At 46.4% G+C, this 12,478-nt stretch carries 16 protein-coding genes; 13 read left to right on the top strand and 3 right to left on the bottom strand.

Features of this window, described 5'->3' with window-relative positions:
- Nucleotides 1-10 precede the first annotated feature (10 nt).
- Together NST25_RS22040 and NST25_RS22035 are read right to left on the bottom strand one after the other, a co-directional pair.
- Entirely contained in the window at nt 11-349 is a 339-nt protein-coding gene (locus tag NST25_RS22040; protein WP_076129641.1) for a hypothetical protein, read from the bottom strand.
- Nucleotides 350-356: 7 nt separating this feature from the next.
- The gene (locus NST25_RS22035; protein WP_036682868.1) at nt 357-1,355 is read right to left on the bottom strand and encodes a DUF1385 domain-containing protein; all 999 of its coding nucleotides are present in this window, start codon (nt 1,353-1,355) and stop codon (nt 357-359) included.
- A gap of 156 nt (nt 1,356-1,511) precedes the next feature.
- On the opposite strand from NST25_RS22035, the gene NST25_RS22030 reads away from it, so the two are divergent.
- The 5 genes from NST25_RS22030 to NST25_RS22010 all read left to right on the top strand — a co-directional run bounded on the left by NST25_RS22030 (nt 1,512) and on the right by NST25_RS22010 (nt 5,895).
- The gene (locus tag NST25_RS22030; RefSeq protein ID WP_036682865.1) at nt 1,512-2,003 is read left to right on the top strand and encodes a YqhR family membrane protein; all 492 of its coding nucleotides are present in this window, start codon (nt 1,512-1,514) and stop codon (nt 2,001-2,003) included.
- A gap of 74 nt (nt 2,004-2,077) precedes the next feature.
- Nucleotides 2,078-3,148 carry a Xaa-Pro peptidase family protein gene (locus NST25_RS22025; RefSeq protein WP_036682862.1) on the top strand — a complete coding sequence of 357 codons (1,071 nt, stop codon included), beginning with the start codon at nt 2,078-2,080 and terminating at the stop codon, nt 3,146-3,148.
- Between the two features lie 46 nt (nt 3,149-3,194).
- A complete protein-coding gene (gene efp, locus NST25_RS22020) occupies nt 3,195-3,752 on the top strand; it encodes an elongation factor P (protein WP_038572538.1) in 558 nt (185 codons plus the stop codon).
- A 147-nt stretch (nt 3,753-3,899) separates the two neighbouring features.
- Nucleotides 3,900-4,448, top strand: a complete 549-nt coding sequence (locus tag NST25_RS22015; protein WP_076129642.1) for a dihydrofolate reductase family protein — start codon at nt 3,900-3,902, stop codon at nt 4,446-4,448.
- Nucleotides 4,449-4,641: 193 nt separating this feature from the next.
- Entirely contained in the window at nt 4,642-5,895 is a 1,254-nt protein-coding gene (locus NST25_RS22010) for an aspartate kinase (protein ID WP_076129643.1), read from the top strand.
- 134 nt (nt 5,896-6,029) lie between these two features.
- On the opposite strand, the gene NST25_RS22005 is transcribed toward NST25_RS22010, so the two are convergent.
- The gene (locus tag NST25_RS22005) at nt 6,030-6,896 is read right to left on the bottom strand and encodes a YitT family protein (RefSeq protein ID WP_081382367.1); all 867 of its coding nucleotides are present in this window, start codon (nt 6,894-6,896) and stop codon (nt 6,030-6,032) included.
- Between the two features lie 323 nt (nt 6,897-7,219).
- Between NST25_RS22005 and NST25_RS22000 the strand changes: the two genes are divergently transcribed.
- From NST25_RS22000 to spoIIIAG, 8 genes are all read left to right on the top strand, one after another.
- A complete protein-coding gene (locus NST25_RS22000) occupies nt 7,220-7,462 on the top strand; it encodes a YqhV family protein (protein WP_036683194.1) in 243 nt (80 codons plus the stop codon).
- 82 nt (nt 7,463-7,544) lie between these two features.
- Nucleotides 7,545-8,546 carry a stage III sporulation protein AA gene (spoIIIAA, locus tag NST25_RS21995; protein ID WP_076303984.1) on the top strand — a complete coding sequence of 334 codons (1,002 nt, stop codon included), beginning with the start codon at nt 7,545-7,547 and terminating at the stop codon, nt 8,544-8,546.
- Complete coding sequence (gene spoIIIAB / locus NST25_RS21990) at nt 8,539-9,057, top strand: stage III sporulation protein SpoIIIAB (RefSeq protein WP_076104383.1); 519 nt, start codon at nt 8,539-8,541, stop codon at nt 9,055-9,057. Before spoIIIAA ends, spoIIIAB begins: the two co-directional genes overlap by 8 nt.
- Before the next feature lie 13 nt (nt 9,058-9,070).
- Nucleotides 9,071-9,274 carry a stage III sporulation protein AC gene (gene spoIIIAC, locus NST25_RS21985; protein ID WP_036682849.1) on the top strand — a complete coding sequence of 68 codons (204 nt, stop codon included), beginning with the start codon at nt 9,071-9,073 and terminating at the stop codon, nt 9,272-9,274.
- Between the two features lie 7 nt (nt 9,275-9,281).
- Nucleotides 9,282-9,671 (top strand): stage III sporulation protein AD, encoded by a 390-nt coding sequence (gene spoIIIAD / locus NST25_RS21980; protein WP_036682847.1) that lies wholly within the window; start codon nt 9,282-9,284, stop codon nt 9,669-9,671.
- 44 nt (nt 9,672-9,715) lie between these two features.
- Complete coding sequence (gene spoIIIAE, locus NST25_RS21975) at nt 9,716-10,948, top strand: stage III sporulation protein AE (RefSeq protein ID WP_036682845.1); 1,233 nt, start codon at nt 9,716-9,718, stop codon at nt 10,946-10,948.
- A 27-nt stretch (nt 10,949-10,975) separates the two neighbouring features.
- Nucleotides 10,976-11,752, top strand: coding sequence for a stage III sporulation protein AF (gene spoIIIAF, locus NST25_RS21970; RefSeq protein ID WP_340392482.1), 777 nt, complete (start codon nt 10,976-10,978; stop codon nt 11,750-11,752).
- 43 nt (nt 11,753-11,795) lie between these two features.
- Complete coding sequence (gene spoIIIAG, locus NST25_RS21965) at nt 11,796-12,440, top strand: stage III sporulation protein AG (RefSeq protein WP_175617305.1); 645 nt, start codon at nt 11,796-11,798, stop codon at nt 12,438-12,440.
- Nucleotides 12,441-12,478 lie beyond the last annotated feature (38 nt).

Raw genomic sequence — 12,478 nt, 5'->3', positions numbered from 1 at the left:
TTTTATTTAGTTAATGGTACTTCGGAAGCTGATCATCGTTTTTCCCTTTATTTCCTTCGATGACTTGGAAGGGATAACTTTTACGTTTGCCTGGTACTGCTTGAGTCTTGCGAATCCCAGCAACCTTGGTCATGGTTTTCTGCGAAGGTTTGACTTTGATTCTAGATCCATTACTGCTGCGAGCGTATTTCCCTGGTCCCATTTTGTAAGCATAATAGATAATCGCTAACAGTACTAAGGGGAGAATCAGCTTCGACAGCGTATAGAAAGGCTCAGTCAAGACTCCAATCACAAAACCGAATATTGCAAGAATTACTGAAATCCAAAAAATTAAAGCATGCCTGATCATAGGACACTCATCCTTTCGCAGGATCCAATATGCCGCCTGACACACTTGCCTCCGTATATCCTCTGGCTTCAATCTCTGCATCAAGCTCACGCATACGATTGAAAGAGGCGATGGATACTTCTACCTGATCATCCTTTGGTTCTTTGGTAGTGAGCAGCTGCAGCCATAGTCCAGGGTATCCCAAGTATTTGAGACCTGGAATTTCTCTTACTGCGTTGGTACCCTTCAGAACCTCAAACGAAACACCGATTACGACAGGCAGCAGAATAATCCGTTGGATCACACGTTCCCAAAGATTATCCCAGGGTACTACGGAGTAAATAATAACGCCGAGGATAATCGTCAGCATCATAAAACTGCTTCCGCAGCGGTAATGCAGACGGCTGTATTTCTGAACGTTCTGGACAGTCAGCTCTTCGCCTGCTTCAAAGGCGCTGATGACTTTGTGTTCCGCACCGTGATACTGGAATAGCCGCTTGATCACAGGTGTTTGCGAAATCGCCCATAAATAGACCAGCAAGAGAACCATTTTAATGCCGCCTTCTATGAGGTTGTGCAGTACATAGTTATCAAATGCATTCTTGAATAAAAAATCTTCGACAAATACTGGTACAAGCGTAAAAATGAGCTTTCCGAATAAGAAGGAGAGAATACCCATTACAGCAACGCCAAAAATCATTCCGAGGCTCCAGCCTTCGTCCTTTTTCTTCGGCTTAGCTTTCTCTTTCGCCAGTTCTTCGGGTTCCAATTCATCTTCGGCATAGGATTCAGCCGAATAGTTCAAGTGCTTAGAGCCTTTGGCGCTGGCATCTATAATACTGACAAGGCCGCGAAGCAGCGGAATCTTGCGCAGTTTAGTGACCCAGCTCTTATCGCTTCTTGGCACCTCCAAAAATGTAATCTCCTGATTCTTTCGTCGCACGGCTGTTACATTAATATGCTTGCCGCCGAACATGACGCCTTCAATGACGGCTTGGCCGCCATAGCTGGGAGTTTCCTGGGACAACCAATTCACCTTCCCGTAATTAATATGATTTATATAATACATTGTAACTAATTTTTGAAGACATTACTAGTTGGATCGCCTTTTGCTGCACATACTACCTTATATGGACAAGGAGAGACAAATCGGTATTAAAAATACGGAAAGAGAGGCAATTCTATGAGCAAATCACATCAACAACAATCAGATCATACTAATATTTGGTTTTTTGCGCTCGAATTAGGTTTTTTCGCAGGTTTGATTTGGGGAGGGCTGCACTGGTTAATCTACTGGTTCAGCTTTACCAAGGTTAGTCCTGGTTATTTAGCAGAGCCGTTTTTTAAACATACTTTTCTGACAACAATGTATGGACATCTCGTGGGTTATTTGTTTTTCATCTTATTTTCAGTGATAGCCTCACTGCTATACGTGCTTATTCTGCGCAAGCTGAAGGGACCTTGGCCAGGATTGGTTTATGGTGTTTTGTGGTGGGTAGTTATATTTATTCCCGGCTCGCAAATGTTTCTTATGCAGCCGCCTTTTAAGCTGCCGTGGAACACTGTGATTAGTGAGTTCTGCCTTTTTTTACTTTGGGGGATGTTCATTGGATACACAGCGGCGATTGAGTATACCGACGAACGAAAGCGTGAGCAAGCGACTGCACTTGCCTAACGGCTCGAAAAAACTTCTCAAGGGGATATCCCTATGTTAAAATACAATGTGGCTATTTCGAGAGGAGAATGAAAATGGGTAACGAGCGCGTCTCCAAGCTGCGTAAGGTTTTGCAGGATAAAGGATTGGAAGCAATGTTGATAACCAGCGGTTATAACCGCCGCTATTTAAGTGGATTTACCGGATCGTCCGGTTATGTATTGGTGACAAGCGATGATTGTTATCTGCTAACTGACTTCAGGTACATGACACAGGCTGCGGATCAAGCGGTAGGAGTTAAGGTTGTAGAGCATGGTCCTAAATTTATTGATACAGTACGCGAGTTGCTGCCAACAGGCAGTGAGGTACGTGTTGGTTTCGAACAGGATGATGTCTCATTCAGCGCTTATACCTCATATGCGGAAGCCCTTAAGCCGGCAGTGTTAGTTCCAGTTTCCAAAGCCGTGGAAGACCTCCGTATGTTCAAGGATGCTGAAGAGCTTGCTGTTATGCAACGTGCAGCTGATCTGGCTGATGCTACATTCAATCATATTCTGAATGTGATCAAACCAGGCATGACTGAAAGAGACGTCGATTTGGAAATGGAATTCTATATGCGTACCCACGGGGCAACTGCGTCATCGTTTGATACGATTGTTGCTTCAGGTGAACGTTCGTCCATGCCGCATGGCGTAGCAAGCAGCCGTGTAATTCAAGGTAATGAATTTATTACGCTTGATTTCGGCGCATTACTCGATGGATACTGCTCAGATGTGACTCGTACCATTGCACTCGGAGCTCCAGATCCGAAGCTGAAAGAAATCTATGATATTGTGCTGGAAGCTCAGCTACATACGTTGGCACATATCAAACCGGGTATGACTGGACGGGAATGTGATGCACTGGCACGTGATATCATCGCTAGCTACGGATATGGTGATCAATTTGGACATAGCACGGGTCATGGACTTGGAATGGAAGTTCATGAATGGCCGCGTTTGTCCAAGCTGAGTGACGATATCATGCAGCCGGGAATGGTCGTTACTGTAGAACCAGGTATCTATTTGCCGGGGATTGGCGGAGTACGTATTGAAGACGATATTGTGATCACCGAGAGCGGAATATCGCTGCTGACCCATTCGTCCAAAGAATATACAGTACTGTAAGTAAGAAAAGTAGTAGTTTAATTATCGAATTCAGGAGGGATTTTTAGTGATTTCAGTAAACGATTTTAAGACAGGCTTGACCGTAGAGGTGGACGGTGATATTTTTACCGTTCTTGATTTCCAGCACGTTAAACCAGGTAAAGGTGCAGCGTTCGTTCGCTCTAAGCTGAAAAACCTGCGCAATGGTAACACTGTTGAGCGTACTTTCCGTGCTGGTGAAACTATTGGCCGTGCTATTATTGAGAACCGTGGCGTGCAATATTTGTATGCAAGCGGATCGGAGCATGCTTTCATGGACAACGAAACTTATGACCAATTCGAATTGTCCAGCAAGCAGCTTGAATGGGAATTGAACTTCCTTAAAGAGAACATGACTGTAAACATCATCAGTTACCAAGGTGAAATCCTTGGGATTAACCTGCCTACCAGCGTAGAGCTGAAGGTTGTTGAAACTGAGCCAGGTGTGAAGGGTAATACTGCTCAAGGCGCTACTAAATCGGCCAAGCTTGAAACAGGTCATTCTGTACAAGTTCCTCTGTTCATCAATGAAGGAGATGTGCTGCTTATTGATACTCGCGAAGGTAAATATATCTCCCGCGCGTAGGAAGCATCATACTTGCCGAACTTATAACCAATCAGCCTCCCCCGTTATTACGGTGGGGGGTTTTTGGTATATAAACGAGGATGCATGAGGAACAGTATGGGTGTGGAATGTTATACTTACGAATTAAAGGATTAGAAGGAGACGCATATGAGAAAATTAATTATATCTGAGTTCATATCCCTTGATGGTGTTATGGAAAATCCACAATGGACCTTCTCTTTCGGAAGTGAAGAACAGGAGCATTTCAAGTTTGCTGAACTGAAAGCTGCTGACGCTCTAATGTTAGGACGGACAACCTACGAAGGTTTTGCAGAGGCTTGGCCAAATATGGTTGAGCAGACAGGTGAGTACGGTGAAATGATGAATGGATACGCCAAGTACGTAGTCTCCACAACTCTCGAACAAACAACATGGAGCAATTCAAGCTTGATCAAGGGCGATCTTGCTCAGGAGGTGTCCAAGCTGAAGGAGCAGCCGGGGAGAGATATTCTCGTTTTTGGCAGTCGTACGCTTGCGCAGAGCCTGATGCAGCTTGGCCTTGTCGATGAATATCAGCTTCTGGTCTTCCCGATTCTGCTGGGTAGCGGTCAGCGCCTGTTCGAAAACGTTGGTGAAGAGAAGACGTTGGAGCTAGTGGACTCCAAAAGATTCAGTTCTGGAGTGATGGCCTTGACTTATCGACCAGCTTCTCAATAAAAAACTGGAAGACGAGTGAAATGAGGTCAGCTAGTGTCTTGAAGCTGACCTTATCTTTTTGTTAGCTTCTGGAAAATCAATAATTTTTTAATGAAATCATTAACGCATTACGCTATTTTCGTATTATACTGGTTTAAAGCGGGAAACCGATTAGAAGCAACTACATAGACCGATATGGGGAGTGAGTGGGACTTTGTCACTTTATGTTATGAAATTCGGAGGCAGCTCCGTCGGCGACACAGAACGCATGCAACGTGTTGCCAAGCGCATCGCAGACAAGCAGGATGAGGGACATCGCTGCGTTGTAGTTGTATCTGCTATGGGGGATACAACAGATGATTTGATCGATACGGCGAGGCAATTAAACGGGCAGCCGCCTGCACGTGAAATGGATATGCTGATGACAACAGGAGAGCAGATTTCCGTTGCTCTTTTGTCCATAGCTCTTCATGGGATCGGGCGGAATGCAGTATCTTATACAGGATGGCAGGCCGGGTTCCGTACAGACGAAACCCACGGTAGAGCTCGTATCAATGATATTGATCCACACCGTGTAGTAGCGTCTTTGGAACGCGAACAGATCGTTATCGTTGCCGGTTTCCAAGGGATGACTTTGGATGGTGAGATCACTACCCTGGGCCGCGGAGGATCGGACACGACAGCTGTAGCCCTTGCGGCTGCTATTCAAGCAGATGTATGTGAGATTTATACCGACGTTGATGGTATCTATTCTACAGATCCACGCATTGTGAAAACAGCCCGCAAGCTGAACGAAATCTCATACGATGAGATGCTAGAGCTTGCCAATCTGGGAGCGGCGGTACTACATCCGCGTGCAGTGGAGTATGCTAAGCGTCATCAAGTTAAGCTGGTCGTTAGATCGAGCTTTAATCATAATGAAGGTACTGTTGTGAAGGAGGAAGCAAGCATGGAGCAAGGAGTCGTAGTTAGTGGGATTGCTTATGATAAGAATGTAGCACGTGTCAGTATTCTAGGAGTACCTGATGTACCGGGTGTACTCGCTCAAGTCTTCGGCAAGCTGGCTGAAGAAGGCGTAAACGTAGATATCATTGTACAAAGTGGTGTGCAGAATGAGCAGGCTGACTTCTCATTTACAGTTTCACTTGATGAACTGGACCGTGCGAAGGAAGTCATTAAAGAAATCCATAAAACTTTACCTTACCGTGAAGTAACGTCCGAGGATAACCTCGTTAAGGTTTCTATTGTTGGCGCGGGTATGGTTAGCCATCCTGGTGTTGCGGCTCAAATGTTTGATGTGCTCTCCCAAGAGGGCGTAAGCATTAAGATGGTCAGCACGTCTGAGATTAAGGTTTCTTGTGTAATCGAATCCGGCAATTTGCCATCGATCATTCAGGCGCTTCACACCGCTTATAATCTGGATACAACTGAGCAGGCCTTTGTTGGTGGTCCTAAGGATCGTCGTTAAGAGCCGTTCAATCAATAAAAAGGGAGATCCTACAGCTATTTAGCTACGGGGTCTCCTTTTTGGGCATCAGCAATAAATGAAAAGGAACGCTGCAGGTTTGAATGCAGCGTTCCTTTTTACATCTATATGGGTATTTATCCTAAACGTCTAAACCGGCCTAGAATTTCAACAGTCTCAAGTACATTGACGAAAGAACTTGGATCCGTCTCAAGGATAGTCTTACGCAGCTCTGACAGCTCATAGCGGGTCGTTACGGTCATCAGCATTGTATTGCCCTCGTGACTGTAACCGCCCTCTGCGTTGACTACTGTGATGCCATGAGGCAGCTCTCTAAGACGATTCAGCATTTTATCCCGTTCCTTGGTAACAATGAAGCAGGTTAGCTTAACGTGACGAATATGAATCATATCAACCACTCTGCTTTTCACAAAAATACAGAGCATAGCGTATAAGGCTGAGTCCCAGCTTTTAAAGAAGCCTAAACTCAGAATAACGATCCCATCCATTACGAAGAGTACATTCCCAATAGGAATATCCCGCTTACGTGTAATAATCGAGCCTAATATATCAAATCCTCCAGATGAACCCCCGGCACGGAGAGAAAATCCAACCCCGCCAGCAATAATTACGCCGCCAAAAATACTAGCCAAAATCGGGTCTTTGGTCACTTTTACCGCAGGAATAATTGTCATGAACCAGGTGGTAGCTAAAACGGAAAGCATGCTTAGTAAGATGTACTTTTTCCCCACTGCAATAAATCCCCAGATCAGAACAGGAAGGTTTATCGCAAAATAAATGATTGAGATGTACTTCGGATTAGTTACATACCCGATGACTGAAGCCACCCCTGCTACCCCGCCGCTTAGCAGTTGATGAGGAATTAGAAATAATCTCATCCCTGCGGCGACTAAAAAAGCTGAAAAAATAATGATTGCCGCTTCTCTTACTGGTCTGACTACGGACCGCATGCTGAGCGGTAGCCCGTAATTTCGTACGTGCATGACACAAATCCCCTCTTTTTCTTATGTCTTTTTAGTTTGCCTTTTTTTGAAAATATAAACTCACTATATTTCCAATTAAAAAGGATACCACAGATGAAGGCGTTCGTAAAAATTATTTTATCGTACTGATTATATTTATTTATGAACCCACTCACTATGAATTCTTTCACAGTCTGATCAGCAAATCTGTCATTTCTCATTGTCTAAAGTGAAAAAGCCACGCATATCCATGAGTAATAGAAAGCTAAACAAGCCTCAGATCTCTTTTGGTATGAATGAATTAGTAAAAGGAGTGGAGTAGATTGGACAAGTATGTAAGCTGGATGGCAACTCTGCGGTTGTTCTCGGGCAGTGCAGAGATTATAGCTGCGCTGATAATGCTCAGATTAAATCAGGTCGATAAGGCGCTGGCTGTCAATTCTGGACTGGCTTTGGTAGGCCCGACCATATTGATATTGACGACAGCTATTGGCCTGACTGGGATGGCACAGCAGCTGTCGTGGAGCAAATTAGGCTGGGTGGGCTGCGGTGTAGCCTTTCTCTTAATCGGGATTTTGAAAAAATGATAGATGATAGGCATATTGGGCGCGTACAAGCATAAATATGGAATAAAGCAATTAAGTAGAGGACAGCTTGGGGGTACTTTGTATGGCAGATGATTGGCTGCAATTGTTTCCTGAAAAAGTAAGAGTGCTGTTAAAGTGCCTTCCCCTTCCGCTGCTAGGAATGGTGGAGGAGATTCGTGTCCGTGAAGGTCGTCCGCTGGAAATTAACTACTCTGGTAAATATCACTTTCTAAGAGTGAATGGCAGTTTGACGCAGAGGCCTGAAGAAGCTTACAAGCCGGATCGGGAAGACACTCATCGACTGCTAGACCTGATCAGCAACCATTCGCTATATACGATGGAAGAAGAGCTGAGAAAAGGATTTATTACGATTCCCGGCGGTCATCGGATAGGACTTGCTGGCCGGACAGTACTGAGTGGCGGAGGTGTAGAGCATCTTCGTGATATCACTGGCTTTAATGTCCGTATTGCTCGTGAAGTACCTGGAATCGCAGATGGAGTGCTGCCTTATTTACTGGACAAGGGGCGGCAGCGAATGATGCACACCTTGATTCTCTCCCCTCCACAACATGGCAAGACTACCCTACTCCGCGATCTTGCAAGACAAATCTCCTTAGGGGAATTGGGCAAGCGCGAAGGGATTAGACCGGGGCTGAAGGTGGGAATTGTTGACGAACGGTCTGAAATTGCTGGCAGCCGGCGTGGTGTTCCCGCCTTTGACGTGGGTCCTCGGACAGACGTTCTTGATGGGTGTCCCAAGGCAGAAGGCATGATGATGATGATCCGGTCGCTATCGCCAGAGGTATTAATCGCGGATGAGATTGGGCGTCCTGAAGATGCCGAAGCAGTTACCGAGGCACTGCATGCCGGAATATCTGTCATTGCTTCCGCTCACGGAAAAGATGTAACAGAGTTGGCTCGTAGGCCGGGTCTTGGAGGACTGCTGGAACAAAAGATGTTCGAGAGATATGTCATACTCCATCGTTCAGAAGCAGGCCTCACGTTTCGTATTCTGGATGGCCAGAAAAGAGGAATGCTGCTTATCTCTCCCGGGGATCGACTAGGCGGTGATTTGCATGCTTAAGCTGTTCGGTGCTGTGCTCATTGTGGTGGCTGGTACGCTTGCAGGTCTCCAGTTTGCTCGTCAATATGCAGACAGGCCCAGACATATCAGAGGTTTAATAGCAGCATTACAGCGGTTGGAAACAGAGATCATGTACGGCTTCACCCCACTGCCGGAAGCCATGCGGCGGATTGGGAATCAGTCGAAGGACCCGCTGAAATCGTTGTTTGTCAAAACAGCGGAGGAGATGAGTCCTCCCTATGACAGAAGCGCCCAGGATGCCATCCAGCGGGCGATGGAAGCATATTGGAAGTCTACCGCTATGAAGGGGACAGAAAGAGAGATTCTTCGCCAGCTCAGCTGTACTCTCGGCACAAGCGATAGGTCGAATCAGAGCACTCATATCGCGTTAGCATTGCAGCAATTGAAGCAGGAGGAGTCGGTGGCCAGAGAGGATCAAGGCAAATATGAAAAGTTAAGTAAAAGCCTGGGTCTGCTGCTTGGAGTACTGATCGTCATTTTGATCTTTTAGCGAGGTGCCAGGAATGAATATTGAAGTCAATGCGATTTTTCAAATTGCCGGCATTGGCATAATTATCGCCATGATCCACACGGTGCTCAAACAGATGGGAAAAGAGGATTTCGCACATTGGGTCACCGTGATCGGGTTCGTAGTCGTGCTGTTCATGGTGATTCGGATGCTGGACGGGTTGCTGCAGGAAATAAAAACGATCTTTCTTTTTCAATAGGCGTGCTATGGAGATTATTCAAGTTGTTGGGATTGGGCTGATATCGACCATATTGATTCTCGTACTGAAGGAACAAAAACCGATGTTCGCCTTCCTTCTTGCTACTACAACAGGAATTCTAATTTTTATGTTTCTCATCGGCAAGATCGGAATGATCCTCTCTACACTAGAGCGGGTGGCTGAGTCATCGGGGATGGAAATGATTTATTTGAAGACTGTTTTCAAAATCATCGGCATTTCCTATATCGCGGAGTTCGGTGCACAAATTGTACGAGATGCCGGTCAGGAATCGATTGCTTCCAAAATAGAACTCGCCGGCAAAGTACTAATTATGGTACTAGCCGTACCCATCATCAGCATCATTATCGAAACCGTCATGAAACTACTGCCTGCTTAAAGCAATCGTAAAGAGAGCTGAGCAACGAATCGGGAGGAGAAATTATGCAAGAGCGCAGTGTTTTCCGTCCTCCAAAACTAAAAATAATACTGCTGCTGCTTCCATTCTTTTTCATTCTATGGTTTGCAGGTACAGCACAGAGTGTGCAAGCTTCCTCAACACCAGAATCCGGCAGTTCCTCCCCGGTAGACCAGTGGGTCAAGAGCCAGGTGAATAATTTACCCAAAGATAAAGTCGAGTCGTACTGGGATCAGCTGATGAAGGATTATGGTGGTTTTTTCCCGGACGGGGCCACACCTACGCTAATGGACATGCTGCTTCCAGGAGATAAGGGGCTCAGCTTGAAGGGTGTGTTATCTGGGCTTCTAGGCTTTATGTGGCATGAGGTGCTGTACAACGGAAAGCTGCTCGTGACGATTGTGATGATCAGTGTGCTCAGCATGATTCTGGAGACGCTGCAAACCGCTTTTGAGCGAAAAACGGTCAGTAAGGTCGCTTATACGCTCTGTTATATGGTGGTGCTGGTAATTGCCGTGAACAGCTTCAATATCGCTATTGGTTATGCAAAGGATGCTATCGATCGGATGATCGATTTCATGATGGCGATGATTCCACTGCTGTTCGCGCTGCTGGCTTCGATGGGGAATATCGTTACGGTCTCTGTCACCCATCCGTTAATTGTTTTTATGATTCATACGGTTGGCACCATGATCCACACCCTTGTTTTTCCGCTTCTTTTCTTCTCGGCAGTGCTGCATCTGGTCAGCGCATTGTCAGAGAAATATAAACTAACCCAGCTGGCTAACCTGCTGCGAAACATCGGTGCTGGACTGTTAGGTGTACTGCTAACTGTGTTCCTAGGTGTAATTTCCGTTCGAGGGATAACAAGCTCAGTAACGGATGGGGTCACCATTAGGGCCGCTAAATATATTACAGGGAATTTTGTTCCGGTCATCGGCAAAATGTTCGCGGATGCCACAGACACAGTAATCTCAGCTTCACTGCTGGTGAAGAATGCGATCGGGTTATCGGGTGTCATTATCATATTGTTCCTGTGTGCTTTTCCGGCAATCAAAATCCTGGTGCTTGCCCTTATCTACAACATAGCCGCCGCTGTGATGCAGCCGCTGGGAGAGACACCGATTGTAGTCTGTCTCCAGACGATTGGAAAAAGCATGGTATACGTGTTCGCTGCTTTGGCTGCTGTTTCCTTAATGTTTTTTATGGCGGTTACGATCATGCTGACTGCGGGCAATTTGACCGTAATGATGAGGTGAAGCAACAAAACCTTTAGGAGGGAAACCATGAGCTGGTTAGGCGGTTGGCTGAGGGAGATCATCCTGGTTGTGCTGTTGGCGTCATTTGTTGAATTGCTGCTCCCAAGCAAATCCATGGAGCGTTATGCAAGATTGGTGCTAAGTCTCCTAATCCTGCTCACGATGCTCAGCCCTATCGTCTCTCTCCTGAAAGGTGATGCAATCTCCGAACTGAGTGTCGCTATGGGACAGCAAGAGAAAGAGGGCAGTTTGTTCACTGGCGGAGGGAAGGAAGACCCATCCTTGGAACAGATTCTGGCAGATGGGCAAAAGCTTGCACAAGGCCGTCAGGAACAGAGTCTGCAGCTCGCTGCCGAAGAGGTGGCGGGTCAGATGAAAGAGCAGATTATCAGTGAGACCGGCAAACGCGGGGTTAATGTCACCGTAACGCTGGGCATGGGGAAGTCTGGCGGCACTGGTAACGAAGACGTTCCTGTCATTTCCAATGTAAGGGTCTCTATGCCTCAGACAACGGCTAACTCCCCGGGTACTTCCGGAGCTTCCAGCACAGCGACTACAGCACCCATTACAATCTCTCCTGTAGCATCTGTAGAAGTTAAAATTGGCGCTAATCCGGCAGATAACGTAGGGAGTGAAGCAACATCATCAGCTGAACCTAATAAAGCAGTGAACGGAACTGTAGCTGAAGACAGCGCGTCCTCGAGTGAAATGGAGTCCATTGTAAAGCTGCTGGAACTGAAGTGGGATTTGGATCCCAAAGTCATTCAGGTGGATGGCAGCGTGGCTAGTAACGTCAAATCATGAGCTTGATGTTTCTAAGAAACTATAATTTTTAGGAGGGATGGGAGTGAGCAATTGGCTGAAAAAGCTTGAGCAGTGGGCTGGGGGTGGGGCCGGCAGTCCGAAGAGAAGCCATACCTTTCGCTGGCTGATCATTCTGGGTCTGCTGGGCGCAGCGATCATGCTATTCAATTCCTTCGTCAATGTGAAGAGGATTGATAACGAGAATACAGGGCGTGAGCCGCCGGTGAATCAGTCCTCTCAAACGGCGCTGGTGCAGAGTGATCCAACCACAACGACCAATTCGTTCGACAGCATCGAACTAGCGATGGAGAACCGGATGAAGGAAATTTTGGAGAAAATCGTTGGCGTCGGTACAGTCGATATCATGGTTACAGTGGAGTCTACAGAAGAAATTGTCGTGGTGCGTAATATGAATGACTCCCAACAGCTTAGTGAAGAGACGGATGCCAGTGGGGGGAAACGTCATACGACACAATATACGAGGGATGGCGAAATCGTAACCTACTCGCAATCAGGGGACGAGACACCCATCGTGACGAAGCGGATCAAACCTCAGGTACGCGGCGTACTGGTAGTTGCCAAAGGGGCAGAGAACAAGGTTGTTCGTGGACTTGTCGAGCAGGCTATAGAAAAAGGCTTGAACGTCCCAATCCAGCGCATTTCAGTAGTACCACGCAAACAAGAATAGCAGGAGAAAGTCAATAAGTGAGTGCTTCCGAAGCAGCC

The organism is Paenibacillus sp. FSL E2-0190 (genome assembly GCF_037992965.1).
In the GTDB taxonomy this organism is placed as follows: domain Bacteria; phylum Bacillota; class Bacilli; order Paenibacillales; family Paenibacillaceae; genus Paenibacillus_AQ; species Paenibacillus_AQ odorifer.
Note: the sequence above shows the minus strand (reverse complement) of the source record. Positions and strands in the feature narration are given on the sequence as shown.

What these genes read in the sequence shown, in the direction of transcription:
- NST25_RS22040 (WP_076129641.1), bottom strand. Translation starts at nt 349, where the DNA reads ATGATCAGGCATGCTTTAATTTTTTGGATTTCAGTAATTCTTGCAATA.
- spoIIIAE (WP_036682845.1), top strand. Translation starts at nt 9,716, where the DNA reads ATGCAAGAGCGCAGTGTTTTCCGTCCTCCAAAACTAAAAATAATACTG.
- spoIIIAF (WP_340392482.1), top strand. Translation starts at nt 10,976, where the DNA reads ATGAGCTGGTTAGGCGGTTGGCTGAGGGAGATCATCCTGGTTGTGCTG.
- NST25_RS22015 (WP_076129642.1), top strand. Translation starts at nt 3,900, where the DNA reads ATGAGAAAATTAATTATATCTGAGTTCATATCCCTTGATGGTGTTATG.
- NST25_RS22025 (WP_036682862.1), top strand. Translation starts at nt 2,078, where the DNA reads ATGGGTAACGAGCGCGTCTCCAAGCTGCGTAAGGTTTTGCAGGATAAA.
- spoIIIAA (WP_076303984.1), top strand. Translation starts at nt 7,545, where the DNA reads ATGGCAGATGATTGGCTGCAATTGTTTCCTGAAAAAGTAAGAGTGCTG.
- spoIIIAD (WP_036682847.1), top strand. Translation starts at nt 9,282, where the DNA reads ATGGAGATTATTCAAGTTGTTGGGATTGGGCTGATATCGACCATATTG.
- NST25_RS22030 (WP_036682865.1), top strand. Translation starts at nt 1,512, where the DNA reads ATGAGCAAATCACATCAACAACAATCAGATCATACTAATATTTGGTTT.
- spoIIIAB (WP_076104383.1), top strand. Translation starts at nt 8,539, where the DNA reads ATGCTTAAGCTGTTCGGTGCTGTGCTCATTGTGGTGGCTGGTACGCTT.
- spoIIIAC (WP_036682849.1), top strand. Translation starts at nt 9,071, where the DNA reads ATGAATATTGAAGTCAATGCGATTTTTCAAATTGCCGGCATTGGCATA.
- NST25_RS22000 (WP_036683194.1), top strand. Translation starts at nt 7,220, where the DNA reads ATGGCAACTCTGCGGTTGTTCTCGGGCAGTGCAGAGATTATAGCTGCG.
- NST25_RS22005 (WP_081382367.1), bottom strand. Translation starts at nt 6,896, where the DNA reads ATGCACGTACGAAATTACGGGCTACCGCTCAGCATGCGGTCCGTAGTC.